Origin of the sequence: Acinetobacter sp. HZNU-JH01 (assembly GCF_037996845.1) — a bacterium.
In the GTDB taxonomy this organism is placed as follows: Bacteria; Pseudomonadota; Gammaproteobacteria; order Pseudomonadales; family Moraxellaceae; genus Acinetobacter; species Acinetobacter haemolyticus.
The window spans coordinates 1,378,502-1,404,063 of the sequence record NZ_JBBMZX010000001.1 but is presented as its reverse complement, the minus strand read 5'-3'; the positions used below and the strand labels follow the sequence as shown (position 1 = coordinate 1,404,063).

The 25,562-nt window shown below is 41.3% G+C and carries 26 protein-coding genes, 2 tRNA genes and 3 rRNA genes; 18 read left to right on the top strand and 13 right to left on the bottom strand.

Translation table 11 applies throughout. The annotated features are described in order from the left end of the window. The first annotated feature begins 29 nt into the window (after window positions 1-29). Window positions 30-1,040 (top strand): metallophosphoesterase, encoded by a 1,011-nt coding sequence (locus AAC851_RS06715; protein ID WP_100833218.1) that lies wholly within the window; start codon window positions 30-32, stop codon window positions 1,038-1,040. Between the two features lie 56 nt (window positions 1,041-1,096). On the opposite strand, the gene AAC851_RS06710 is transcribed toward AAC851_RS06715, so the two are convergent. The 3 genes from AAC851_RS06710 to AAC851_RS06700 are packed head-to-tail and all read right to left on the bottom strand — an operon-like array spanning window position 1,097 to window position 3,275. After that, entirely contained in the window at window positions 1,097-1,576 is a 480-nt protein-coding gene (locus tag AAC851_RS06710) for an OmpA family protein (protein WP_100833219.1), read from the bottom strand. Between the two features lie 8 nt (window positions 1,577-1,584). Continuing rightward, on the bottom strand, window positions 1,585-2,808 hold the full coding sequence (locus AAC851_RS06705; protein ID WP_151211590.1) for a diguanylate cyclase domain-containing protein: 1,224 nt from the start codon (window positions 2,806-2,808) through the stop codon (window positions 1,585-1,587). 5 nt (window positions 2,809-2,813) lie between these two features. Next, complete coding sequence (locus tag AAC851_RS06700) at window positions 2,814-3,275, bottom strand: YfiR family protein (RefSeq protein ID WP_335985028.1); 462 nt, start codon at window positions 3,273-3,275, stop codon at window positions 2,814-2,816. A 566-nt stretch (window positions 3,276-3,841) separates the two neighbouring features. On the opposite strand from AAC851_RS06700, the gene AAC851_RS06695 reads away from it, so the two are divergent. The 5 genes from AAC851_RS06695 (at window position 3,842) to rrf (ending at window position 9,123) form a co-directional block, all read left to right on the top strand. Then, a 16S ribosomal RNA gene (locus AAC851_RS06695) occupies window positions 3,842-5,379 on the top strand. Window positions 5,380-5,438: 59 nt separating this feature from the next. Next, window positions 5,439-5,515: transfer RNA gene (locus AAC851_RS06690), tRNA-Ile, on the top strand. Between the two features lie 36 nt (window positions 5,516-5,551). Then, window positions 5,552-5,627, top strand: a tRNA-Ala gene (locus tag AAC851_RS06685). 317 nt (window positions 5,628-5,944) lie between these two features. After that, window positions 5,945-8,836 (top strand): 23S ribosomal RNA (locus AAC851_RS06680). Between the two features lie 172 nt (window positions 8,837-9,008). Further along, a 5S ribosomal RNA gene (gene rrf, locus AAC851_RS06675) occupies window positions 9,009-9,123 on the top strand. Together the 16S, 23S and 5S rRNA genes with 2 tRNA genes alongside form the textbook arrangement of a ribosomal RNA operon. A gap of 157 nt (window positions 9,124-9,280) precedes the next feature. Here the strand turns inward: rrf and AAC851_RS06670 are convergent. Continuing rightward, window positions 9,281-10,465 carry a hypothetical protein gene (locus AAC851_RS06670; protein WP_340600666.1) on the bottom strand — a complete coding sequence of 395 codons (1,185 nt, stop codon included), beginning with the start codon at window positions 10,463-10,465 and terminating at the stop codon, window positions 9,281-9,283. Between the two features lie 381 nt (window positions 10,466-10,846). Then, window positions 10,847-11,182 carry a TIGR01244 family sulfur transferase gene (locus tag AAC851_RS06665; RefSeq protein ID WP_004637851.1) on the bottom strand — a complete coding sequence of 112 codons (336 nt, stop codon included), beginning with the start codon at window positions 11,180-11,182 and terminating at the stop codon, window positions 10,847-10,849. A 123-nt stretch (window positions 11,183-11,305) separates the two neighbouring features. Here AAC851_RS06665 and AAC851_RS06660 point away from each other — a divergent pair, with 123 nt between their 5' ends. Genes AAC851_RS06660 through AAC851_RS06645 form a run of 4 tightly spaced genes read left to right on the top strand, consistent with a single transcriptional unit; the run spans window position 11,306 to window position 13,596 of the window. Further along, complete coding sequence (locus AAC851_RS06660; RefSeq protein ID WP_340600665.1) at window positions 11,306-12,202, top strand: alpha/beta hydrolase; 897 nt, start codon at window positions 11,306-11,308, stop codon at window positions 12,200-12,202. After that, window positions 12,202-12,639, top strand: a complete 438-nt coding sequence (gene trxC / locus AAC851_RS06655) for a thioredoxin TrxC (protein WP_161984771.1) — start codon at window positions 12,202-12,204, stop codon at window positions 12,637-12,639. The genes AAC851_RS06660 and trxC overlap by 1 nt, the downstream gene beginning before the upstream one ends. 1 nt (window position 12,640) lies before the next feature. Then, entirely contained in the window at window positions 12,641-13,057 is a 417-nt protein-coding gene (locus AAC851_RS06650; RefSeq protein WP_340600664.1) for an acyl-CoA thioesterase, read from the top strand. Between the two features lie 59 nt (window positions 13,058-13,116). After that, a complete protein-coding gene (locus AAC851_RS06645) occupies window positions 13,117-13,596 on the top strand; it encodes a GAF domain-containing protein (protein ID WP_340600663.1) in 480 nt (159 codons plus the stop codon). 56 nt (window positions 13,597-13,652) lie between these two features. On the opposite strand, the gene AAC851_RS06640 is transcribed toward AAC851_RS06645, so the two are convergent. Beyond that, window positions 13,653-14,147 (bottom strand): DUF4442 domain-containing protein, encoded by a 495-nt coding sequence (locus AAC851_RS06640; RefSeq protein WP_125502055.1) that lies wholly within the window; start codon window positions 14,145-14,147, stop codon window positions 13,653-13,655. Between the two features lie 14 nt (window positions 14,148-14,161). Continuing rightward, window positions 14,162-14,650: a YajQ family cyclic di-GMP-binding protein gene (locus AAC851_RS06635; protein WP_004637859.1), complete on the bottom strand. Its 489-nt coding sequence runs from the start codon at window positions 14,648-14,650 to the stop codon at window positions 14,162-14,164. A gap of 90 nt (window positions 14,651-14,740) precedes the next feature. Here AAC851_RS06635 and AAC851_RS06630 point away from each other — a divergent pair, with 90 nt between their 5' ends. Continuing rightward, entirely contained in the window at window positions 14,741-15,055 is a 315-nt protein-coding gene (locus tag AAC851_RS06630) for a rhodanese-like domain-containing protein (protein ID WP_004637860.1), read from the top strand. Window positions 15,056-15,142: 87 nt separating this feature from the next. On the opposite strand, the gene mnmC is transcribed toward AAC851_RS06630, so the two are convergent. The 4 genes from mnmC to AAC851_RS06610 are packed head-to-tail and all read right to left on the bottom strand — an operon-like array spanning window position 15,143 to window position 18,421. Then, window positions 15,143-17,050, bottom strand: a complete 1,908-nt coding sequence (mnmC, locus tag AAC851_RS06625) for an FAD-dependent 5-carboxymethylaminomethyl-2-thiouridine(34) oxidoreductase MnmC (RefSeq protein ID WP_340600662.1) — start codon at window positions 17,048-17,050, stop codon at window positions 15,143-15,145. A 17-nt stretch (window positions 17,051-17,067) separates the two neighbouring features. Then, entirely contained in the window at window positions 17,068-17,481 is a 414-nt protein-coding gene (locus tag AAC851_RS06620; RefSeq protein ID WP_100833227.1) for a hypothetical protein, read from the bottom strand. A 3-nt stretch (window positions 17,482-17,484) separates the two neighbouring features. Then, the gene (locus AAC851_RS06615) at window positions 17,485-17,787 is read right to left on the bottom strand and encodes a YciI family protein (RefSeq protein WP_004637863.1); all 303 of its coding nucleotides are present in this window, start codon (window positions 17,785-17,787) and stop codon (window positions 17,485-17,487) included. A 22-nt stretch (window positions 17,788-17,809) separates the two neighbouring features. Beyond that, window positions 17,810-18,421, bottom strand: a complete 612-nt coding sequence (locus tag AAC851_RS06610) for an inner membrane-spanning protein YciB (protein WP_100833228.1) — start codon at window positions 18,419-18,421, stop codon at window positions 17,810-17,812. A 45-nt stretch (window positions 18,422-18,466) separates the two neighbouring features. Here AAC851_RS06610 and AAC851_RS06605 point away from each other — a divergent pair, with 45 nt between their 5' ends. Continuing rightward, on the top strand, window positions 18,467-19,342 hold the full coding sequence (locus AAC851_RS06605) for a PHP domain-containing protein (RefSeq protein ID WP_100833229.1): 876 nt from the start codon (window positions 18,467-18,469) through the stop codon (window positions 19,340-19,342). On the opposite strand, the gene AAC851_RS06600 is transcribed toward AAC851_RS06605, so the two are convergent. Together AAC851_RS06600 and radC are read right to left on the bottom strand one after the other, a co-directional pair. Further along, window positions 19,337-20,248 carry a bestrophin family protein gene (locus tag AAC851_RS06600; RefSeq protein WP_075316221.1) on the bottom strand — a complete coding sequence of 304 codons (912 nt, stop codon included), beginning with the start codon at window positions 20,246-20,248 and terminating at the stop codon, window positions 19,337-19,339. The genes AAC851_RS06605 and AAC851_RS06600 overlap by 6 nt on opposite strands. Before the next feature lie 44 nt (window positions 20,249-20,292). Next, window positions 20,293-21,027: a RadC family protein gene (gene radC / locus AAC851_RS06595; RefSeq protein WP_075316220.1), complete on the bottom strand. Its 735-nt coding sequence runs from the start codon at window positions 21,025-21,027 to the stop codon at window positions 20,293-20,295. A 114-nt stretch (window positions 21,028-21,141) separates the two neighbouring features. On the opposite strand from radC, the gene coaBC reads away from it, so the two are divergent. The 6 genes from coaBC (at window position 21,142) to AAC851_RS06565 (ending at window position 25,510) form a co-directional block, all read left to right on the top strand. Continuing rightward, window positions 21,142-22,395, top strand: a complete 1,254-nt coding sequence (coaBC, locus tag AAC851_RS06590) for a bifunctional phosphopantothenoylcysteine decarboxylase/phosphopantothenate--cysteine ligase CoaBC (RefSeq protein ID WP_005092210.1) — start codon at window positions 21,142-21,144, stop codon at window positions 22,393-22,395. Window positions 22,396-22,551: 156 nt separating this feature from the next. Continuing rightward, window positions 22,552-22,929, top strand: coding sequence for a cytochrome b562 (locus tag AAC851_RS06585; protein WP_153568868.1), 378 nt, complete (start codon window positions 22,552-22,554; stop codon window positions 22,927-22,929). 166 nt (window positions 22,930-23,095) lie between these two features. Beyond that, window positions 23,096-23,941 carry a methylated-DNA--[protein]-cysteine S-methyltransferase gene (locus AAC851_RS06580; RefSeq protein WP_005085475.1) on the top strand — a complete coding sequence of 282 codons (846 nt, stop codon included), beginning with the start codon at window positions 23,096-23,098 and terminating at the stop codon, window positions 23,939-23,941. After that, window positions 23,928-24,665, top strand: a complete 738-nt coding sequence (locus tag AAC851_RS06575) for a 2OG-Fe(II) oxygenase (RefSeq protein ID WP_153568867.1) — start codon at window positions 23,928-23,930, stop codon at window positions 24,663-24,665. The genes AAC851_RS06580 and AAC851_RS06575 overlap by 14 nt, the downstream gene beginning before the upstream one ends. A gap of 4 nt (window positions 24,666-24,669) precedes the next feature. Continuing rightward, entirely contained in the window at window positions 24,670-24,915 is a 246-nt protein-coding gene (locus tag AAC851_RS06570; protein WP_151211282.1) for an Ada metal-binding domain-containing protein, read from the top strand. Then, the gene (locus AAC851_RS06565) at window positions 24,902-25,510 is read left to right on the top strand and encodes an alpha-ketoglutarate-dependent dioxygenase AlkB family protein (RefSeq protein WP_161404853.1); all 609 of its coding nucleotides are present in this window, start codon (window positions 24,902-24,904) and stop codon (window positions 25,508-25,510) included. Before AAC851_RS06570 ends, AAC851_RS06565 begins: the two co-directional genes overlap by 14 nt. The last annotated feature ends 52 nt before the right edge of the window (window positions 25,511-25,562 follow it).

Sequence of the window (25,562 nt, the reverse complement as noted above, 5' to 3'; positions counted from 1 at the left end):
GTCCCTGAGTAAATTGAAAGAGGGCTTTAATGTCGAATTCAGATCCTATTATTTTTGGCTTTTATCTTATTTTTGCGATTTTAGCACTTTGGGCCTTTATTGAAGCATGGGTTCATCAGTCGCGTACAGAAACCATCCATCCATTTAAAGCTTTTGTGCATTTGCTTGCTTTTTATCTCTCTTATTTACTCGTACCTCTATGGTTTTTTAGCTTATATGCGGGGTGGTCTGGGTACTATAATATCCATCAAACCGCTTTTGTTTTTCTCTTGAGTAGCGTCTTGGTCTACGCCCGCTTTATTGAGCCACATCAAATTCATGTCAAACAGCATCAGTTTCGTTTAAATCCTGCACAGGAATTTAAGCGTCCTATTAAAGTTGCGTTGGTTGCAGATCTGCACATTGGTTTATTCTCGGGGCATGAGCGTCAACTTAAAAGTATTGTTAAAAAGTTGAATCAGCAACAACCTGATTTAGTTGTGGTAGCTGGAGACTGGACTTATGAGCCAGAAAATCGACTTGTTTATGAGCTTGAAGTTTTAAAGAAAATTCAAGCACCTGTCTATTCTGTACCAGGGAACCACGATGAACAATATCCAGGACCACCAATCCAAGCGTTATTAAGTGAGGCATTGGCACAAAATAATGTGATAGATATTGAGGGTAAGATCGTTGATTTTGATGAATTTCGTCTCATCGGTATTGGTGATCTGTGGGCTGGTAAAGCGAATATGCGCTTTTTGCCTGATTTACCCCAAGATAAACCTTGGTTAATTTTATCTCATAACCCAGATACTGTAGATATGGTGCCCGAATTACCTATGCGTCCATTGATGCTGTCTGGCCATACGCATGGTGGACAAATTGAGTTACCGTGGGTGACAAATTATATTATGAAAAAAGTCTCAATTTTGGGACATAAAAAAGGTTTTTATTCACATGAGCATGCAGATGTCTTTGTAACTGTTGGAACGGGGATGGTTGGTGTGCCTTTTCGATTTAGAGTGCCGCCTACCATTGATATGATTGAACTCATCTAAAAATAAAAAGCCAACTGACTATGAGTTGGCTTTTTGGGGAAAGAGTGATCTAGAAATTAAGGAATAATGATCACAGCTACTCGACGATTGCTCGCACGGTTTTCCTCTGAGGTATTTGGCAAATAGGGTTGACTAGAGCCACGACCAATCACTGTTAAATTATTTTGCTTAAAGCCTTCATTAACAAAAATCATAGAAACGCTTTGAGCACGTTCCTCTGAAAGTTTTTGATTGTATTCTGGATTGCCGACATCATCGGTATGTCCGACAATTTTTAGTTTTTGTAAATCGTATTTATTGAGTTGCTTCGCTAAACGAGCAATCTCATTTGAATGTTCTGGCTTGATGTCTGACTTATTAAAGTCAAAGAGTAAGCGTTCAGGTAAGCCCAAACTCCAGCCTTCATCTGTTAAAACGAAACCTTCTTGTTTCAACATTTTGACTTGGCGATACTTTAGTGGGCCAAAACTCAAACATCCAGCCAATGTTAGGCAGAGTAACGCAATAAATGAAATTTTAAGTGTGTGTGTGCGCATAACATATCCTAATTTTCTGGTTTATAAAGAAACCAATGAGGGTTTAAGTTTTTAGCTTTATACATGGCTTGATCAGCTTGCATGACCAAATCTTCTGGGTTTTCAGCGAACTGGGAGAAAGCAATTCCCAAACTAAAACTGAAATGAATGGATTGACCATTAAAGTCTAAAGGTTTTTTGCAACTTGCAAGTATGGTGTCTGCAATTGTCTCTAAATGTTCTGCTTGGTGAATAGCATGAAGAATGATAGCAAACTCATCTCCACCTAAGCGTGCAATGAAGTCCTCATGGCGAACAGAGAGTTTTAAGCGAGATGCCATTTCAGTTAAAACAGCATCGCCAGCTAAATGACCATATTGATCGTTGATTGCTTTGAATTTGTTATTATCTAAAAATAACAATGCTGAGTTGTGACGATACTGAGGATTATCAAAAATATTATTCAACTCATCATAAAAGTAATGACGATTAGGTAAACCTGTTAATTGATCATGGTGTGCTTGAAATGATAGTTGATGGTTCTCTTTTTGAAGATGTGTATGCCAAATTTGAATTTCCTCAAGTAGCTCATTAAAAACAGTGTTTAAATTTTGGAATTCACGGATATGATTGTTTGGGAAGCGTAAATTATATGCTTTTTGGTCACTCACCAATTGTGCAATGTGAGTGAGTGGCTTGATCGCTTGCATGATCTGACGGTAGGTTAGATTGACTGACCACAATAAGGCGATCACGATAAAAAACATTGAAATGGCTAATCCAATGATAATGGTTTTAAGAAAATGCAAAATATTTTCAGAGCTGCCATAAAGTACTAGTTCACCGACCTGTTTTTTATTATGAATTACTGTTAGTTGAACAGGATCGTGTAAGAACCAATTGTCGAGCAAATCTTGCAAAAAAGAGGTGTATTCAATGGTTTTACTACTTTCTGCAAGCAACTGCTTTTGAGCATCATAAACATGGATGCTGCGGATGGCATGACTTGTGGTGTAATCGGAAAGAATTTGATCTATGGTTCCTTTATCTTTAAACACCACAGCAGGTTGAATTCGTTCAAGGACTGTTTGACTCAATAATTGAAGATTCTGCTTTGCATAAGTTTCCATGGTAAACATTGAAATCGTGGCAAAGGTAAAAGAACAAATAAAAAAAGTAATCGCAAAAATAGTAAATTGAGACTTACGGAATAAAGCATGTAATGAAGTTGATTGATATAAACTTGAAATCACGTTGATCACTCCGTGTTTTTTGCCAAGAGTAGAACACGTGGATCAATGTGAACTTTGGAGGCACTTAAAGCATCCAGATTCACTTTAAATGAAGAAAAAGTCTGACGACTATACAAGCAGAAAATACTTCCAATCTCGCATGCGGGATTATTCGTACTTAATGAAAGTAACGAGCGAGAAGGGTGTGCTTGAATAAGATTTTGTTGTTGTTGTGGTGTAGTCGTAGAAAAATAAACAACATTACAATCGGTTTTTGTGAAATCTTTCGTCGCTATTGCTTGCACTTGATAGTCATACGCAAGTTGACGAATATTGACTTGAAATTGAGATGCAGCCTCATTGTTATCTAAAACACAAATGGTTGGGCGTGTTGTATTCGGCCATTTGCTATAACTTAATATAGATAGCGTTAACTCATAAAAACTATGGCTCGAAATGGCATGAGTAAACGGACTAATAGAAATCAAACCTATTAGCCATAAATATTGAGCTTTCCTAAAAATACACCGTCTTTTCAATCAAAAATGCCAAAAAATGTGAAGCAAGAAACATATTCTACTTTACTTAATTGTTTAAAAATAGCTCTTAAAGACAAAGAAAAAGTATTAAAAGTAACTGGTGCGTTCAAAAAACGTTCACTTGATAATAAAAAATAGATGAGGGTGTTGCATTGGGTAAGAAATGCTGTAGAATGCACATCCATCGGCGGTGATGCGGATAAAAACTTGTTGAGAAACAAGGATTTGGCTTTAGTGGTTAGATTTTTGGGTTGTTTGATAAGTTTTAAAAATATCTAAATTACCTGTTGACTTTTAAGAGATTGAGAGTAATATAGCCGACCTAGCTTGATGATGACGAATCATCGAGAAGATCATTAAGAGAATAGAAGAACAACTTGTGTGGATTTTTACTGGTTGATCAATCGAAAATATTTCATTGATTGAATGGTAGAAATTACTCGAAGTTTATTTGAGAAATTAATGTCAGAAAATTGATGAGCCAAGATTTGTAGCCATAAGCTACTAATGATTTTAAACTGAAGAGTTTGATCATGGCTCAGATTGAACGCTGGCGGCAGGCTTAACACATGCAAGTCGAGCGGGGAAGTGTAGCTTGCTACATTACCTAGCGGCGGACGGGTGAGTAATGCTTAGGAATCTGCCTATTAGTGGGGGACAACATTCCGAAAGGAATGCTAATACCGCATACGTCCTACGGGAGAAAGCAGGGGATCTTCGGACCTTGCGCTAATAGATGAGCCTAAGTCGGATTAGCTAGTTGGTGGGGTAAAGGCCTACCAAGGCGACGATCTGTAGCGGGTCTGAGAGGATGATCCGCCACACTGGGACTGAGACACGGCCCAGACTCCTACGGGAGGCAGCAGTGGGGAATATTGGACAATGGGCGGAAGCCTGATCCAGCCATGCCGCGTGTGTGAAGAAGGCCTTTTGGTTGTAAAGCACTTTAAGCGAGGAGGAGGCTACTCTAGTTAATACCTAGAGATAGTGGACGTTACTCGCAGAATAAGCACCGGCTAACTCTGTGCCAGCAGCCGCGGTAATACAGAGGGTGCGAGCGTTAATCGGATTTACTGGGCGTAAAGCGTGCGTAGGCGGCTGATTAAGTCGGATGTGAAATCCCTGAGCTTAACTTAGGAATTGCATTCGATACTGGTCAGCTAGAGTATGGGAGAGGATGGTAGAATTCCAGGTGTAGCGGTGAAATGCGTAGAGATCTGGAGGAATACCGATGGCGAAGGCAGCCATCTGGCCTAATACTGACGCTGAGGTACGAAAGCATGGGGAGCAAACAGGATTAGATACCCTGGTAGTCCATGCCGTAAACGATGTCTACTAGCCGTTGGGGCCTTTGAGGCTTTAGTGGCGCAGCTAACGCGATAAGTAGACCGCCTGGGGAGTACGGTCGCAAGACTAAAACTCAAATGAATTGACGGGGGCCCGCACAAGCGGTGGAGCATGTGGTTTAATTCGATGCAACGCGAAGAACCTTACCTGGTCTTGACATAGTAAGAACTTTCCAGAGATGGATTGGTGCCTTCGGGAACTTACATACAGGTGCTGCATGGCTGTCGTCAGCTCGTGTCGTGAGATGTTGGGTTAAGTCCCGCAACGAGCGCAACCCTTTTCCTTATTTGCCAGCGGGTTAAGCCGGGAACTTTAAGGATACTGCCAGTGACAAACTGGAGGAAGGCGGGGACGACGTCAAGTCATCATGGCCCTTACGACCAGGGCTACACACGTGCTACAATGGTCGGTACAAAGGGTTGCTACCTAGCGATAGGATGCTAATCTCAAAAAGCCGATCGTAGTCCGGATTGGAGTCTGCAACTCGACTCCATGAAGTCGGAATCGCTAGTAATCGCGGATCAGAATGCCGCGGTGAATACGTTCCCGGGCCTTGTACACACCGCCCGTCACACCATGGGAGTTTGTTGCACCAGAAGTAGGTAGTCTAACCGTAAGGAGGACGCTTACCACGGTGTGGCCGATGACTGGGGTGAAGTCGTAACAAGGTAGCCGTAGGGGAACCTGCGGCTGGATCACCTCCTTAACGAAAGATTGATGGCTGGTAAGAATCCACAACAAGTTGTTCTTCGAAGATGTATCTGAGGGTCTGTAGCTCAGTTGGTTAGAGCACACGCTTGATAAGCGTGGGGTCACAAGTTCAAGTCTTGTCAGACCCACCAAATCTGAAAGATATGTCGTTCATTATGATTAAAGCTGGGGACTTAGCTTAGTTGGTAGAGCGCCTGCTTTGCACGCAGGAGGTCAGGAGTTCGACTCTCCTAGTCTCCACCACGTACTTTACGGAGTACGGGCTAAAGATTACAGAACTTAGTAAGTTAAACGCTTATTAACTTCTGTGATTTATCACAGTTTACTGCAAGCTGACGAGGCTGTAGTTAATCATTAACAGATTAGTAGAATTGAGTCTGAAATAAATTGTTCACTCAATTCATTCGAAAGAATGAAATTGAGAACTAGCAAAAACACTGAATCAAGCGTTTTGGTATATGAATTTAGATTGAAGCTGTACGGTGCTTAAGTGCACAGTGCTCTAAACTGTAATGTTGGTAATACTACTTGTAGGTATTAACGACTGTTTGGGGTTGTATAGTCAAGTAATTAAGTGCATGTGGTGGATGCCTTGGCAGTCAGAGGCGATGAAAGACGTGATAGCCTGCGAAAAGCTCCGGGGAGGCGGCAAATATCCTTTGATCCGGAGATGTCTGAATGGGGGAACCCACCCGCTACAAGGCGGGTATCAATAACTGAATACATAGGTTATTGAAGCGAACGAGGGGAAGTGAAACATCTCAGTACCCTTAGGAAAAGAAATCAATTGAGATTCCCTTAGTAGCGGCGAGCGAACGGGGAGCAGCCCATTAAGTTATGTGTGTTCTAGTGGAACGCTCTGGGAAGTGCGAACGTAGAGGGTGATATTCCCGTACACGAAAGGGCACACACAATGATGACGAGTAGGGCGAGGCACGTGAAACCTTGTCTGAATATGGGGGGACCATCCTCCAAGGCTAAATACTCCTGACTGACCGATAGTGAACCAGTACCGTGAGGGAAAGGCGAAAAGAACCCCTGTGAGGGGAGTGAAATAGATCCTGAAACCGCATGCATACAAGCAGTGGGAGCACCTTCGTGGTGTGACTGCGTACCTTTTGTATAATGGGTCAGCGACTTACATTCAGTAGCAAGGTTAACCGAATAGGGGAGCCGTAGAGAAATCGAGTCTTAATAGGGCGTTTAGTTGCTGGGTGTAGACCCGAAACCAGGCGATCTATCCATGAGCAGGTTGAAGGTTGGGTAACACTAACTGGAGGACCGAACCCACTGTCGTTGAAAAGCCAGGGGATGACTTGTGGATAGGGGTGAAAGGCTAATCAAGCCTGGTGATAGCTGGTTCTCCCCGAAAGCTATTTAGGTAGCGCCTCGGACGAATACCATTGGGGGTAGAGCACTGTTTCGGCTAGGGGGTCATCCCGACTTACCAAACCGATGCAAACTCCGAATACCAATGAGTACTATCCGGGAGACAGACTGCGGGTGCTAACGTCCGTAGTCAAGAGGAAAACAATCCAGACCGCCAGCTAAGGCCCCAAAATCATAGTTAAGTGGGAAACGATGTGGGAAGGCATAGACAGCTAGGAGGTTGGCTTAGAAGCAGCCACCCTTTAAAGAAAGCGTAATAGCTCACTAGTCGAGTCGGCCTGCGCGGAAGATGTAACGGGGCTAAAACTATGTGCCGAAGCTGCGGATTTGACTTTAAGTCAAGTGGTAGGGGAGCGTTCTGTAAGCCGATGAAGGTGTATTGAGAAGTATGCTGGAGGTATCAGAAGTGCGAATGCTGACGTGAGTAACGACAAAACGGGTGAAAAACCCGTTCGCTGAAAGACCAAGGGTTCCAGTCCAACGTTAATCGGGGCTGGGTGAGTCGACCCCTAAGGCGAGGCCGAGAGGCGTAGTCGATGGGAAATTGGTTAATATTCCAATACTTCTGTGTAATGCGATGAGAGGACGGAGAAGGTTAAGTCAGCCTGGCGTTGGTTGTCCAGGTGGAAGACAGTAGGCATGCATCTTAGGCAAATCCGGGGTGCTCTATGCTGAGAGTTGATAGCAAGCTGTACTTGTACAGTGAAGTGGCTGATACCATGCTTCCAGGAAAAGTCTCTAAGCTTCAGTTACACAGGAATCGTACCCGAAACCGACACAGGTGGTCAGGTCGAGTAGACCAAAGCGCTTGAGAGAACTCTGCTGAAGGAACTAGGCAAAATGGTACCGTAACTTCGGGAGAAGGTACGCTGCTGACGGTGATGGGACTTGCTCCCTGAGCTATTGGCAGCCACAGAAACCAGGCCGCTGCAACTGTTTATTAAAAACATAGCACTCTGCAAACACGAAAGTGGACGTATAGGGTGTGATGCCTGCCCGGTGCTGGAAGGTTAATTGATGGGGTTAGCGTAAGCGAAGCTCTTGATCGAAGCCCCAGTAAACGGCGGCCGTAACTATAACGGTCCTAAGGTAGCGAAATTCCTTGTCGGGTAAGTTCCGACCTGCACGAATGGCATAATGATGGCGGCGCTGTCTCCAGCAGAGGCTCAGTGAAATCGAAATCGCTGTGAAGATGCAGTGTACCCGCGGCTAGACGGAAAGACCCCGTGAACCTTTACTGCAGCTTGACATTGAACTTTGACCTTACTTGTGTAGGATAGGTGGGAGGCTTTGAAGTTGGAACGCTAGTTCCAATGGAGCCGTCCTTGAAATACCACCCTGGTAATGTTGAGGTTCTAACTCTGTCCCGTTATCCGGGACGAGGACCATGTCTGGTGGGTAGTTTGACTGGGGCGGTCTCCTCCTAAAGAGTAACGGAGGAGTACGAAGGTGCGCTCAGCGTGGTCGGAAATCACGCGTAGAGTATAAAGGCAAAAGCGCGCTTAACTGCGAGACCCACAAGTCGAGCAGGTACGAAAGTAGGTCTTAGTGATCCGGTGGTTCTGTATGGAAGGGCCATCGCTCAACGGATAAAAGGTACTCTGGGGATAACAGGCTGATACCGCCCAAGAGTTCATATCGACGGCGGTGTTTGGCACCTCGATGTCGGCTCATCTCATCCTGGGGCTGAAGCAGGTCCCAAGGGTATGGCTGTTCGCCATTTAAAGAGGTACGCGAGCTGGGTTTAGAACGTCGTGAGACAGTTCGGTCCCTATCTACCGTGGGCGCTGGAAATTTGAGAGGATCTGCTCCTAGTACGAGAGGACCAGAGTGGACGAACCTCTGGTGTACCGGTTGTGACGCCAGTCGCATCGCCGGGTAGCTATGTTCGGAAGGGATAACCGCTGAAAGCATCTAAGCGGGAAGCCTACCTCAAGATAAGATTTCCCTAGGAATTTATTCCTCTAAAGAGCCGTTCGAGACTAGGACGTTGATAGGTTGGGTGTGGAAGCACGGTGACGTGTGAAGCTGACCAATACTAATTGCTCGTGAGGCTTGACTATACAACACCCAAACAGTTGTTGTATTCAAGATAAATTCAATACATAACTTGATTTAGTGTCAAAACTAGTTACAATACGACTCGATTAACTAATCCGTTAATAACTCTTTCGGTACTAAGTGGCATGAACTTAATAAGTTCAAAAGTAAGACCACCCAAAGCCAAAACAGTTTGCTGGCGACAATAGCAAGAGTGAACCACCTGATCCCTTCCCGAACTCAGAAGTGAAACCTCTTCGCGCTGATGGTAGTGTGGCACTTGCCATGTGAGAGTAAGTCATCGCCAGCTTTTAAATACTAACACCCCTAACCTAACGGTTAGGGGTGTTTTTTATGGCAACGAGAAAAATAAATTGGGGAAAATTACGGTATAACTATTGGAGAAAAGATAAAGCGTGACGTGAAAAGGCCCAATTGATGGGCCTTATAACTACAATTTTATGAATTTAATATTGAAGGTTATTGGGTTTAGTTAATGTTGTAGTTACAGTACCATTATGGTTAATAGAGCTACCTTCAAAAGTAATATTATTAAAAATATGTTTAAATTTTAGCATGGTTCCATTTAATGATTTCTTAAATGTAAAGATATCAGGACCCTCTAAATATATACTACCTGTGAAACTTTGTGTGTCGTTTGAAGGTGTTTCATTCGTAATACGAGAGCCCGAAATCGCTGAAACACTTGGGATATTCAATATTTTATCGCCTGAAGGCTTAATACGATATGTTGCAAGAGCAGTTGCATCTCCGGGTGTAGAGTTTACAACAAAAGATACAGGCTCTAAATCTGGTGTACTTGGATTATCATTAATAAGGACATCGAAACTGGAATTATTTTGTAAAACGAATAAATCTCCATCTAAACTTTTTGGATCTTTATAAATGCTTAATGCACCATAAGTTTTACTTTCTTCATCTGGGTGGGTAACAGTGACATTATATTGACCTTCACCATTCATGGAGACAACACGTAATTGGTTAGATTGTGTCAAGCCCCAAGATTGCTGATAAGGATAACCAAATACACCTGCGATCCATATGTCATTCCAAGCCTTATCTGCATTTTGATTATCAAAAATCAAAATGAATGTTTCACCTGTAAATTTTTTAATTTGCTCTGGTGTAATTTTAAGTGAATTGAGTTGTTCTTTCGTGATTTTAAAATCCCAATCATTATACTTGTTTGGTGTGATTATATTAAGTGCAGTTTTAATATTCTCTTCACCTTCTAGAGCATAGCAAGGCGTATTTTCATAAATTCGATTACCTTCACCGCCAAAACACGTTTCATAATAAGAGAAATGAGATTTATCTTGATCAAATAATTTCTTCACATCAACGGTGAGTTGTAATGGGCCTTGAGCAAAGGTATCTAATGCATGGTCTATATAGCCTTTTGATATGCTGCTATCGCTAGCATCGTAGTTACCAAATAAAAATTTCCCTTCTTTTTTTAAAGAAGCTAGTGTTGTAGCAGCAGCTTCTAACTCTGGAGAGGTAATGGGTGGTTGTGCAGTATTATTACCTCCACTATTACCTTGATTATAGTAGCCTTTACTTCCACCACCACCACAAGCGGTAATTACGCTGGTTAAAGCAATGGCAAGAGTCCCCTTGATAAACTTCATAGTCTTCCCCAAGTAAATTATGTGAAATGTAGAGTTATTAATATTTCATAATTATTTGCGACAGTAATAGATAACCGATATTTTAATTCTGTCTCAAACTAAGTCCATTTTGGTGTTCATAATCACTAAAATATTGAAGATATTTGAAGTTTAGATACCATTGTTTATCTAATTCTAGTGACTCGCAAATAATAACTTGAATTTAATCGCTCTAAATTAACCATGCTAGCATACATTAAAAATAGTGCTGATTAAATCACCTGAGATGAAATCTCAGCACTATTTAAACCACTTAAATTTATTACAATTTTTTGATTTAACTAAATTAATAGCCAAAACAAATCTAAAATGTGATGTGATTATTACTTTTATAAAAATTATTTAATCATCCAACAAATCCATTTGTTTGGCGAGTTGATATAAATTGTTAGAGCGATTTCCAGTGCGGCAGAACATTAAGATTGGTTTTGGGAGTTCATTATAATGATTTGCGAATGCACGAACATCAAGTTCAGTAATCTGACCAGCAACGACAGGTTGATAAACATAATCTAATCCTGCATTACGCGCTGACTCTTCGATCTGAGCACTAGTTGGTTGTTCAGGGCCACCTTCCATATCAGGACGGTTGTTAATAATAGATTTAAAGCCTTTTTCAACAACTTGTTCTACGTGTTCTGGGCCAATTTGACCTGCAAAACCTACATTCTCTGACATCTTGTCACTCCAAAAACAAACAAAACATTTTATGCTCTATCATAGCATTAAGCTTGATCTTGAGTTTAAATGTCTATAACAAATAAGTGATGTTCAGTAAAAAGATAATGAAATGGAGCGCGCATGCACACCTATACCGTTGAGCCGTTGTATGTTCCGAGTGGTGATGAAACAATCGCAGCAGATTTTTATCTTCCCAAATCTAACATTAAGCCAGCAGTTATTATCATGGCTCATGGGTTTGCTGGATTACGTCAATTTAAATTAGTTCAATATGCTCAGCGGTTTGCGAAAGCCGGATATGCGGTCATTTTATTTGATTATCGCTATTGGGGGGGGAGTACGGGCAAGCCTAGAGAGTTGGTGTCTTTAACGACTCAGCTTGATGACTGGAAGACAATTGTGCAGTTTGCATCAAATTGTAAGTTGATTGATAACAGACGAATCATTCTTTGGGGAACTTCTTTAAGTGGTGGATATGCCCTGAGTTTGGCCACGGATCTAAAAAATATTCAAGCTGTCATGGTACAAGTGCCTTATGTTGATGGTGCTGAAACAGCTAAACTTTATCCACTCCAGCGTTATCCTGAAGCCTTAAAGCGTTCTAGCCAAGATTATATGGGATCAAAAATGGGGTTGGCGCCAAAGACATTACCAGTTGTGGACCAATATAAATTATGTTTTCTACCAACCTCTGATAGTTATTATGGCTATCATTCCATTGTGAATCCTGATTATTATTGGAGTGGGGAAGTTCCTGCTCGTGTTTTTTTTAATTTAATGCGTTATCGTCCTATTCAGTATGTACGCAAGATAAACATTCCTGTTTTATTCATTGCTGCAAAACAAGATAGTTTGATTCCCATCGCATCTAGTCGTGAAGCCGCAACCAATATCGCCCCTTTTGTGAGCTATCATGAGTGGGAAATGAAGCATTTTGATATTTATCATGGTTCTTGGTTTGAAAAAGCGGTCACAACCCAATTAGAATTTTTACATCAACATATTGGAGTGATGTGATGATTATTGTCTGTGCATCCTGTGGTGCAAAAAATCGTGTTCCTGAAGAAAAGCTAGCTGTTCATCCAAATTGTGGTCAATGTCATCAAGCTTTATTACCTTTAACGCCCATCGAGTTAAACGAACAAAATTTTAGTCATTTTATTAGCAATAATGATCTCCCTGTTTTGATTGATCTATGGGCTGAATGGTGTGGTCCTTGTAAAATGATGGCACCGCATTTTGCTCAGGTTGCTAAGCAAAATCCTTATGTCATTTTTGCAAAAATTGATACTGAAGCCAATCCACGTTTGAGTGCGGCGTTTAATGTTCGTAGTATTCCAACCCTTGTTTTAATGAATAAAACAACAGAGTTGGCAAGAGTTAGTGGTGCTTTACGGACGCCAGAGTTACAACAATGGTTAGATCAACAATTACAGCAACATCAAGGACATTAACATGACGGAACGCCTAAACCAACCAGAAGGAATTTTATCGTTACAGACAATTGCAATGCCAGCAGATACCAACTGGAGCGGGGATGTGTTTGGTGGTTGGATTGTTTCACAGATGGATTTAGCCGGTGCCATTCACGTTGAGCGGTTTAGTAAAGGGCGTTGTGCAACCATTGCAATTAATCAGATGAGTTTTCTTGTTCCCGTGAAGGTGGGGAATGTTATTAGTTGTTATACCAAAATTTTGAAAGTGGGGAACACCTCAGTACAAGTCCAAATTGAAGTGTGGAATAGCCATGATGACTCTCGTGAACCTGTTCGTATTACGGAAGGCGTGTTTACTTTTGTGGCAGTTGACATAAATGGTAATAAGCGTGTGATTGCAGAAGAGATTAAACAGGCTTTTGCAGCCAGTCGATAAAGCTAAGGTTTTGTGATTAGGAATGCGCTAAAAATATTATTTTATTTGGAATAAAGAGAATGGCTGAAGAACTCGTTTTACAGCAAGGTCATAAGGCCGAGCAATATCAAAGTATTATTCCGCAGATTCAGGCAATTGTTGAGGGTGAGTCTGATGTGATCGCCAATCTTGCGAATATTTGTGCAGCGTTAAAACAACAATTTGGTTGGCTGTGGATTGGCTTTTATCTTGTTAAACAAAATGAATTAGTATTGGGACCATTTCAAGGGCCGATTGCATGTACTCGTATAGCCAAAGGCCGTGGCGTGTGTGGCACTGCGTGGGAACAGCAGCAAGTAATGATTGTGCCTGATGTAGAACAATTTCCTGGTCATATTGCTTGTAGCTCCGCTTCAAGATCTGAGATTGTGTTGCCGATTATGAAAAATGGTGAGTGTGTCGGAGTCTTGGATATTGATAGTGAAAAACTGAATCAATTTGATGAAGTTGATGCTGAATATCTCAGACAACTGATTGTGATTATTGAGACGTTTATCTAGCGTATACTGAAGAATAAAGCCCAATTGATTTGGGCTTTATTTTTAACGATTAGAGGTTATTTTTTGCGTTTTGGTAACCAAGCCCAAAGCATTTGACATTGGATTGGCTCATTACCTGAATCATCAATCACTGTAACGGGAATCAATAACTCGCCTTTTTCATTTTCAGCAATAAACTTTTGTTGATCTGCTGATAATGTTGCTGTTGCCACTAAACCACCTTGAGCAACTTTTAAATAATCTACATGTAGAGATTTAATCAATAAAATACGATTATCTGGCACATGTAAACCTGTTAAAAAACCTGTTGCTGTTTCAGCCAATAATGCCATTGCCGCTGCATGAACGCCTTTAATATGATTTTGCATATTACGTTGGTTTTCGATACGAACTGTGACATGGTCTTTATCCACTTCTAAATAGCGAATATTTGCAGTTCCAACCATTGGAACAACACGACCAAAGGCTTTACTCCATAGTGTGCTACGGATGCTTTTCGGAAATTTAGAAGTGGTTTTAACCAGCGTATAAAGGCGGTTATCTTTTGCCATAGCGAACCTATTGCTTAGTCTTTGAAATTATTAAATTGCAGTGGTAGACCAAATTGTTGTTCACGTAAAAAGTTCATCACCTGCTGTAAAGTATCGCGCTTTTTGTCCGTGACACGGATTTTGTCTCCTTGGATAGAAGATTGCGCTTTGATGCCACTTTCTTTAATGGCTTTATTAATTTTTTTTGCAGTATCTGAGTCAAGTCCATCCTTAAGCTTGATCACTTGAACAACATGTTTGCCCGAAGCCGTTGCTTTTTGAGGATCTAAAGCTTGTACATCTACTTTACGCTTGTAGAAGTGATTTTCAAGCATGGTATAAACTTGCTCACATTGGAAGTCACTTTCAGTTGAGATTTTAATTTCTTTATTTTTCTCATTTAGCTCAATCGAAACGTCTTGTCCACGAAAGTCAAAACGAGTGCCAATCTCTTTTTGTGTGTTTTGCACAGCATGATTGACTTCAAATAACTCTAATTCAGAAACAATATCAAAAGAAGGCATGGTTAGACCTTTACAAAGGGAAAGAATATCTGAGATGCTAAGGGGGTTTTCTTCATTTGCCAAGTGTTGTTTACATCAAAGGAGTGCACAATGATCCGTAAACAAGAAATTACAACATTTGAGTTCCCAGAAGGCGCTGTCATTTGGGATGTCCGAGATACCAAAGCGTATGCAGAGGCTCATGTTAAAGGGGCGATGAATCGTCCAATTGCTGAGTTAAATGCGGATAGTTTGACTCAAGTTGCAGCGGATCAGCCGATTTATATTCTATGTGGTGGTGGTAGTAAAGCACCACGTGCGGCAGAGTTGTTAGACGGGATTGATAGTTCTCGTGAATATGTGGTTCTCATGGGCGGAACACGTGCAGCACGTGATGCCGGCTTGCCTTTGGAGCAAGGTGCTTAAAAGAACCCTAAAATTTGCCAAGATACATTATGTATTTTGGCAAATTTAAAAAACAGATTTAAGTCATCGTTATATATGAATAATAATTTAACCTGAATAATACGGTTTTTTTACTTTAGCTTTCTTTTGAAAGCGTTGAGGATCGAGTTTACTCAATAGGCTTTGCGGTACAGGGCAAAGTTCACCTAATACCAATGCCACCAAGATTTCACTGCATAATGGCGCAAATAAGAAACCTTTAGAACCTAAACCCGCAAACGTATAAATAGGTCGGTTGTTTTGTATCTTGCCTACCAACGGAAAGTAATCCAAAGTTTGTGCACGAACTGATGCTCGACCTTGCCAAGTATCTGTAGCGGAAAGTTGCTCTGCATATGTTGGAAAGATACTGTGGATAAGTTGGTAGTTATGCACATGATCTTCAAGCAAAACTTCAGTGTCATCACGATTCGGATAAAAGGATGCACCTAAGATCAATTGTGATGAATCCAATTGCATGCAATAGCCACCATAGCTATAGGCTTGTTCAAGAGATAATGCTTGATTGGTATTTTTAACCCAGCTCACTTGCCCACGAATCGGTTTTAAAACAGGATAATGGTCAAACAATGCTGCGCTTTGTTTTGCGCAACAAACAATGACGTGATCGGCAGTGGCAAGGTGGTGTTGATCTTGCCATAGCTCAGTTTGTGTTCCTATGCTATTTAAGCGTGAAACTTTGGCTTTTTTCACAGCAATGTTGGGATGTTGTAAGATTTCGTCACGGAGCTGATGTGGTGCCACGGCCCCTGCTTGTTGTAACGTCAAACTCGGAAATTCTGTTTGAGGCCTAATTTCATCCGATGTATGAGTCGTTAATACTTGGTCTGGATATTGTTCGGCTAGCTGCAACAGTTCATCTGGATTCTTTAAGGCCATTTGCTCAACTTGAATGGCTCGAAAAGCTTTGAAACGTGCATAAAAATTCAATGCATGCTGCCAGCTTAAGGTCATCAAATGTTCATGTGCCTGTTCGATTGGACATAATTTGGGGTTGAGTAAGGCAAGAGGATTGCCAGATGCGCCTGAGAGTGGCTCATTTTGCTCGTAGATCGTGATTTGATGACCACGCTGGGCAAATGCCCATGCTGTGCTTAAACCCGCAATTCCTGCGCCGATAATTGCGATTTTTTGTTGTTTGGTGAACTGGGGTATTTGCTCATTTTGAGCACGAATGACTGTTTTTATTGAATCGATCGAATGCGTTTCCGAGGATGCTTGATTGAGCCAAATCGCTTTGAGCATTTCTCTTTTATGACCAAAACCACGTGGGCGACTGATTTGAATACCATGTTGTTTCAGTCCTCGTTTGAGTACACCAGCCACACTAAAGGACGCAAAGGTCGTTCCAAAATCAGATAAACGTACAATATTATTCAGCACATTTTCTTGCCACATGTCTGGATTACAAGAGGGTGCAAAACCATCGAGAAACCACGCATGTACGGTTTGTGTTTTAGGGATATTTGGAAAAATATCTTGTGCATCACCTAACCACAAATCGATGCTAAATCTTTCCTCTGGAAAACTAAGACGATGACATCCTGCAATAGGCAGAGGATATTGTGCAATGAGCTTTTGTGCTAGAGGCGCTAACTCAGGCCAAGCATTCAGCGCTCGGATCAAATCAGTTCGGCGAAGCGGAAATTTTTCTACACTAATGACATGTAAATGGCTGTGGTTATTTGGACGAATCTGTTGCCAGAGTTGCCATAGGGTCAAAATGTTTAAACCTGTGCCAAAACCCGTTTCACCCACACAGAAATATTGATAATCGTTGAGTTGTGATAGGCGCTCACTTAAATCATTGCCATTTAAAAATACATGGCGAGTTTCAAGTAAACCATTATCTTTGGAAAAGTAGACATCACCAAACTGTTTAGAAATGGGAAGATCAATACCATCGACCATTTCCCAATCCAATTCAGCGGTTTGTATTTTTGATGAGTGAGACATAAATTACAGTATTGTGTTTACCATTGACGGCGACGTTTAGTGTAAACATAGCTAGCAACAAAGAAGCCGAGAATGACACCTACCGCGATCGTCATAGCACCATACAGGAACATCTGAGCACTACGTTCACTTTGTAGTACTTGGACTTGCACTGTTAAATTATCATTTTTTAACTGCAATTCCTGATTTTGTGCAAGGGCTTCAAGATTGGCGTGTTCAAGTTGCTTTAAGCGATTGGCTTGATCTTGAACCAGTGCTTTTACTTTTGCTTCTTGCTGTTGTTTTGCTTTGGCAATTTGTTCTGCTGTGAGTGGTTTCGCAGTACTTTGTGTGGTAGCAGCGGTTGTAACTGCTGGTGTAGTTTCTACAGCCCAAATTGTAGTATTAAAGAGTAAACCTAGAGCGAATAAGCTTGGTAGTGCAATACGCATGATTTACCCTTTTGGAAAAGCTTTATTAAAAGGTTTTACGTCAATACTTGCGTAAATTCCTTCTTTTAAAAATGGTTCTTCTTCAATCCACACATCCAATGCTTCACGGCTATCAAATTCAACAATAATCGTGCTGCCCAGAAAACCAGCCTGTGGATTATTTGGGTCGATTGGGTGAGCACCAGCAGCAATCAAACGTCCTTCATCATCTAGTTTTTGTAGGCGTTCTATATGTTGTGGGCGTGTTGCTAAACGTTTTTCTAAAGTACCTTCACGATCAGTACAGCTGAGTACGAAATAGGGCATAGCATTGGCTCAATAACGGAAATTAGGTGGTGGTTTTAAAATACTTTCTTAAGCAAAATAGTATAACAGCAAGGTAAGTGAGAGAAACGATAATATCGCCAAAAGCAGTGAATTCGCCCCAGTATTTTCCATCTAAAAATAAAAAGCCGAAGAAATAATGCAAACTTGCGAGTAAGAAGAATTGACCACACCATGCCCAGTTAAGATTCATCCAGCCTTTTTTACTGAGCTCCAATACTGAGCCAAGCATTTTCTGGATAATCGGCATACGTTCTTTGTTGAATAATGGGGTAATCAAAAACCCGAGACCAATTCCGACATTGATAATGACCGCTTTTAATTTGATATAGGTTACATCACTGAATGCTAAGGTAATACCACCAAAAATGACGGACATGACCACAATAAACCACTGCATTTTTTCCAATTTAAATTTTTGGAATAAAAATAAGCAGCCATACACCACCAATGTGGAAATAAGTAAGGCACAGGTTGCGACAAGAATGTGATTTTGATCGGTATTGCCAGTACTGCCAACCAATTCCAACAATGGATGCTGACTATCTTTAGGGTCAGTGGTTTTATAAAAATAGAAGAAGATAATCAGAGGGAGATAGTCGAGCAACGCTTTCATGTTACAGTACAGTGATGAAATAGGTCAGATAGCATAATACAAACCATGTTCGGTGTCGATTTACATACACACACGCTCATTTCAGATGGAACCTACTCTCCTGAGCAATTGGTACAAGCCGCTGTGGATTTAAAAATTCATACTTTAGCGGTGACTGACCATGACACAATGGATGGTTTAACGCGGGCGCAGCGTTATCTTGATGAGCATGCTCAAGATCATGATATTCGGCTGATTTCAGGTGTAGAGGTATCAAGCCAATGGTCTAGACCAAATACCAAAAAGAGTTATGGGGTGCATATTGTCGCTTTGAATATGCAGGATGAAACCCCAATCAGGGAACTGCTGGAACAGCAGAAGAAAGTGCGTGCCGAACGTGCAAAAGTCATTTGTGATTTATTGGAAAAATGTATTGGTTTTGATATTTATCCTGAGGTGATTGCCAAAGTTGATGGACATGCGGATCGCGTGACACGAACACATATTGCCAAAACCTTGGTCGAAAAGAATATCGTGAGCCGCCCTCAACAAGCATTTGATCGCTTTCTCAAAGAAGGCAAAAAAGCATTTGTTAAGTTTGATGGCGTTGGATTAAAAGAAACCATCGATGTGATTCATGCCAGTCAGGGCTTTGCCGTGTTAGCACACCCAACACGTTATGATCTTTCTGCGACCAATATTCGCTATCTGATTGAGTTATTTGCTGCAAGCGGTGGTGATGCCGTTGAGTTGCCGCCAAGTATAGAACCAGCTTCGACTCGACAAATGGTGGATCGAATGATTCAGCAATGTGATTTAGCTGTATCGATTGGCAGTGATTTTCATGGCGAAAATATGCCTTGGATTAAATTAGGACAAACACCTCGAGTTAAAGAAGGGCAACGAGGGGTTTGGGAGCAATTTAAATATCCAACATCATAATAAATTATGATCATGCGCCTGAATTGGCGGTGGGGTCGGGCGACCTAGAGTACCGAGTAGCTCGATTTCAATGTTACGTACCATTGCATCTAATGGTAAGTCATTGCTTTGTGTACCGAAAGGTTCCTCGATTTCTGTACTTAATGCATCCAAACCGAGAAAAGTATAAGCCAAGATTCCCACTAAAAGAGGCGTGACTAAGCCTAATAACGAGCCTAAGCTAAACGGTAACATGACACAGAAAAAATACACCGTCCGATTCAGCAAAACAGAATACGCAAATGGAATCGGGGTGTTCGCAATACGGTCACAGCCTGTCTGCATTTCGCTTAATGCTGCTACATGTTGATTCATTTGAGTATAAATAATATCTGTGATTTCGCCTTCTTTGAGTGCTTGTAAAAGCTCCCATTGGATTAAGCTAAGTGTGTACTGTGGCGCATTTTGTTGTTGATAGAGTTGAGTCAGCGCTTGCGGACTTAAACCACTTGTTTCAGTCAGCTCTGTAGGATTGGCAGTTTGATGACGTAAACGGTCACGTAAAACGTTGGCAAACACAATCACATTTTGGATTACACGTTCACGACGAGCTTGGGTTAGAACACGACAATCACGATCAAAATGCCGAGCTGTGGCAATTAATACACCCCATAGTTTACGCGCTTCCCACCAACGTTCATAACAAGCACTATTCTTGAAACCAAGGAAAATCGAGAGTACGACGCCGATTAGAGTGAAGCCAACTAACGGAATTTCAGGAAAGCGGTATAAATTGACATACTCAATACCACCGATGATGGCTGAGACCAGCATAACAAAGCCAAGTGAGGGTAAAATTTTAGGTAAAATCGTCCCACGCCACGAAAATAAAACTTTAAAAATACTGGGCTGGTCACGAACAATCATGTTATTTGGATCATTAATTTTATCAGTTGATATTCTCGTTTGCTTTACTCTTTGTCAAGATCAGATTGCTTGATTTTATTAGGGTTGAGTAGTTGTTGCTCAGAAAAAGAAAAATAGCTTTCAGGCGAAATAATAAAGTGATCGATCAGATGGATTTCAAGTAATTTACACGCTTGTTTGAGCTGTTGTGTAAGGTAAAGATCTTCAGTTGAAGGATGAGCAATTCCATAGGGATGATTATGCGCAACCACGATTTGGCAGGCTTGTTGTTGTAATACATAACGCAACGTTTGATTCAATGAAACACTACACGAATGATGCGAACCAAAAAACAATTTCTTGAAATGTAACTTCCTTAACTCAGCATCTAAACACAGTACCGCAAAGACTTCTTGTTTTTCACCCATCAATTCATAGCGTAAATAGTCGAGTACCAGACTAGAGGTATCCAGACAAAGTCGTTGTTGTTGAAAATGATTGTTTAAATAGCGCCGTCCAAGTTCTTTTACTGCCATGAGCTGTGCATATTTAGTGGAGGCGATGCCATTGAATTGGGATAAATCTTCAAGTGAAGCATCAAAAATAGGATTAAGCCCACCAAAGTGTTGAATGAGGATGCGCGCTAGTTCAACTGCGGAATGTTGTTTAGAACCTGAACGTAAAAAAATCGCAAGAAGTTCTGCATCGGATAAACTTTGAGCCCCTTGAAGTAATAAACGTTCTCTTGGTCGTTCTTGTTCAGGCCATGCTTTGATAGACTGCTTAATAGATTGATTCATTATTAAATTCACTTTGATTTTATTGTGTTTATGACTTTTTAAAAACCCATCACTTGGGTCTGATCGTATTTAATGCTATTGTGAGCGCCACTGCAACAGCAAGGTATCCTGTTTGTGAGCTTCGATCTTAGTGTTATTCCTCATAAAAACATTATATTGGCGGTTACTGGCGGCATTGCTGCCTATAAAAGTGCCATTTTGGTACGTCGTTTAAAAGACTTTGGTTTTGATGTCCGTGTGGTCATGACACATGGCGCACAAGCTTTTATTACGCCATTAACCTTTCAGGCACTTTCGGGTAATCCTGTACATACGGAGCTACTTGATCCAGAAGCTGAAGCAGGTATGGGGCATATTGAATTGGCGCGTTGGGCAGATTTAGTGTTAGTCGCACCTGCAAGTTGTGACACGATCGCAAAATTTGCAAATGGTTTAGCTGATGATTTGCTCAGCACATTATATTTAGCAACTAAAGCACCTGTTTGGGTGGCACCAGCAATGAACCAGCAGATGTGGGCGGCAAAAGCGACTCAGCGTAATTTGCAAACTTTGGTTGAAGATAGCGTGCATGTCATTATGCCTGATGCAGGTGAGCAAGCTTGCGGTGATGTAGGTTTAGGGCGTATGCCTGAACCAGAGGACTTGGCAAGACAAGTCGCTGCTTACTTCCATAAAGCACAACGTGCGATTGCGGAAAAGTTTGGTTTACTGGCAGGAAAACGTGTCACCATTACTGCGGGGCCAACGCGTGAAGCGATTGATCCTGTACGTTATATTTCAAATCATAGTACGGGTAAAATGGGCTTTGCTTTGGCAGCCGCATGCTATGCTGCAGGCGCAAAAGTAACGTTGGTGGCGGGGCCAGTCAGTTTAGATACCCCAAATGGTGTAGAGCGAATTAACGTAAAATCTGCAATGCAAATGTTAGATGCCAGTATGAATCAGCTTGAAGAAGGCTGCGATATCTTTATTGCGACTGCGGCAGTTGCGGATTATCGTGTGGCTGAAGTAGCTGAGCATAAAATCAAAAAAGCGGGTGATGAGCTGGCAGTATCGTTGGTGAAAAATCCTGATATTGTTGCGACCATTGCACAGCAACAACAGCGTCCATTTATGGTGGGCTTTGCTGCTGAAACACGGAATGTGGAAGAATATGCAGCAGGGAAGTTGGTTGCTAAAAAGCTCGATATGATTGCATGTAACGATGTTTCTCGTCCTGATATTGGTTTTGCTTCTGATGAAAATGCGATGACCGTATTCTTTGCACAATCCTATCATCTAGAGAAACGTGAGTTAGAGAAAGCGTCTAAGCAAGAAATATCACAACAATTGGTTGAAGCCATTCATGATGCGTTACTGCAAAAATAGAGTAACTTGACTTTGCCGTTTTATCAAAATGCAACGAAATCGTTGCATTTTTTATGTATGCTAAAACGGCATAGACATTTGAGCTTGTTGAGCTTAGGTGGTCGATGGATCTGCGTAAAACCGAGAATAGCCACAGTTTTTATTAGGGATATCCTGATGATGAAAAGAACTTTAGCCACAATCATTTTAGTATCATCTTTTTCATTGAGCAGTGCTGTTATGGCTGCGAGTCTTGCTGATGATATGAAAACGCTTGGCAAAAATTATAAAGTGTTTAATCAAGCTAAAAATCCACAAGATGCAACGGCTGCATTAAATAATATGCGCGGTGCAGCTGTAAATTCAAAACAATTTAAGCTGGCTGCACATACTTCTGAAAAAGTGCCAAGCTCAACGGATTTATTTGAGCAAATTATTGTCGAAATTGATAAAGCAAAAGCGCTTGTTCAAGCTGGTAAGCTAGATGAAGCAAAGCAACAAGGCAAAAAAATTGCTGCGTTACGTGACCAAGGGCATAAGTATTATTCGCATTAATCGATCAGTGGCAGGAATAATAGGATAAGGCTGTACTTAAAAAAGTGCAGCTTTTTTTATTGGAATTCAGCTGGTTAGTATTTAAAGCTAAGACTGAGCATGATTCAGATTTTCACTGAAAGACAAAGTTGCTACAGTGAAAACATGAATGATGAGAGGTGATGATATGTCCTCACAACAACGTAATTATGAGCGCATTGCTCAAGCGATTCAGTATATCCAGCAGAACTTTCAGCAACAGCCACAACTGGATGAGGTGGCCGCACATATTCACTTAAGCCCTGCTCATTTTCAGCGGTTATTTACGGATTGGGTCGGCACTAGTCCTAAGAAGTTTTTACAGTATATTAGTGTTGAATATGCCAAACAGATTTTGAAGCAGGAGCAGGGTAGTGTTTTTGACGCGACCTTTGCCACAGGATTGTCCAGTACCAGCCGCTTGCATGATTTATTTGTTCAGATAGAAGGCATGACTCCGGCCGAATATAAACATGGTGGTCAGAGTCTGACGATCCACTATCAATTCGCAGAGACTTTGTTTGGTGAAGTACTGATTGCATCGACGCATAAAGGGATTTGTGCATTAAGTTTTGTCGATGATCGTGCTGAGGCCTTAGCGCAGTTAAAGCTGCAATTTCCTCAAGCTGTCTTTATTGAGCAGATCGATGCTTTTCAACAGAGTGCTTTAGCTTTGTTTCAAAAAGACCAGCAGCAATTGGCTGAGATTAAACTGCATTTGAAAGGAACTGATTTTCAACTCAAGGTTTGGCAAAGTCTGCTTAAAATTCCGATGGGACAACTTGCGACTTATGGTGAGCTTGCAAAAGTGATTAATCATCCTAAAGCAGCCCGTGCGGTAGGATCGGCGATCGGCAGTAATCCTGTGGCATTTCTAATCCCATGCCATCGGGTAATTCAGTCAAGTGGTCTCTTTGGTGGTTATGAGTGGGGCAGTGTCCGTAAAACGGCGATTATCGGTTGGGAAGGTGTTCAAACACATGCAGCAATCTGAACTGACACAGATCCAAGCCGTGATCGATAAGATTCAAGCGCTGGATTGGGATGTTATCACTGAGCAAATACATCAACAGGGATTTGCCTTGATTAAGCAGATTTTATCGACTGAGCAATGTGATCTGCTCAAACAGCTATATTCGCAACCTGATCTATATCGTAAATCAGTTGAGATGCAACGCTATCGCTTTGGTTTGGGGGAATATAAATATTTTACTTATCCTTTACCAAATCTGATTGAACGGATACGCCATGAAGTTTATCCCCATCTGGTGCCGATAGCCAATGCATGGTTTAGGGTATTGAAATTAGAGCGCTCATTTCCATCCTCACATGCAGAATTTTTACAGCAATGCAATCAATATGGGCAAACGCTGGCAACGCCGCTGATTTTGAAATATGGACAAGGTGGTTTTAATACACTTCATCAGGATTTATATGGTGAGGTTTATTTTCCTTTACAGCTGGTGATTGTATTGAGCCAGCCAAATATGGATTTTACGGGAGGTGAATTTGTTTTAACCCAACAAAATCCAAGGGCACAGTCCAAGGCTATAGTTATACAACCTCAGCAAGGCGATATATTGGTTTTTACGACACAGTTTAAACCTGAAAAAGGCAGTCAGGGCTATTATCGGGTCAATATCAAACATGGCGTCAGTCCGATCCTACAAGGTGAGCGTTATAGCCTCGGTATTATTTTCCATGATGCGATGAGTTAGTCTGATGTGGCGGCATAGTGAATTAGAGCAAACTGAGTTACATCTAAAATTAAAACAGCAGGAAATTCGGTTTGCAGGCAATGCTCAGCTTAAAATTTATGGCAGATTGACCTGTACTTCAGGTAAGCGCATGCTAAAAAGTAATCGGGTGTTTTTTGCTGATGAGCATGAAGCAAGGGGACAAGGTTATCGCCCTTGTGGACATTGTATGCAGCAAGCCTATAAGAAGTGGAAAGATGCAACTATTTGATATTGAAGCTGATCCAGAGCAGAATTATTTACCTTATGATGGTACGGTACAGTACTATGGCAAAGTGGTGCAAACAGCGGCGGCAGATCATTATTTTGAGGCATTGCTACATACAATTGCTTGGGAAAATGATCAAGCACTGATTTTTGGCAAACTATTCACCACCAAACGTAAAGTGGCTTGGTATGGTGATCGGCGCTTTGAATATACCTATTCCAACATGAATAAATATGCGTTGCCGTGGACAGTTGAACTCATCGAACTCAAAGCACTGGTTGAAACGTTAACAGGCGAAACATTCAACTCTTGTCTACTCAATCTTTACCATTCCGGTGAGGAGGGAATGGCATGGCATAGTGATGCTGAAACAGATCTGAAAAAAAATGGTGCGATTGCCTCATTAAGCTTTGGGGCAGAACGAAAATTCGCGTTTAAACATAAACAAAGTAAAGAAAAAGTAGAACTATATTTAGAGCATGGTAGTTTATTGGTCATGAAAGATGTGACACAAACGCATTGGCTACATCGTTTACCGCCCACTAAAAAAGTCAGTACTGCAAGGATAAACCTAACCTTTAGAACTATTGTGGGGTGAATATAAAAGGGACTGAAAAAATCAGTCCCTTTTTATAAGTAAGCTTAAGTTT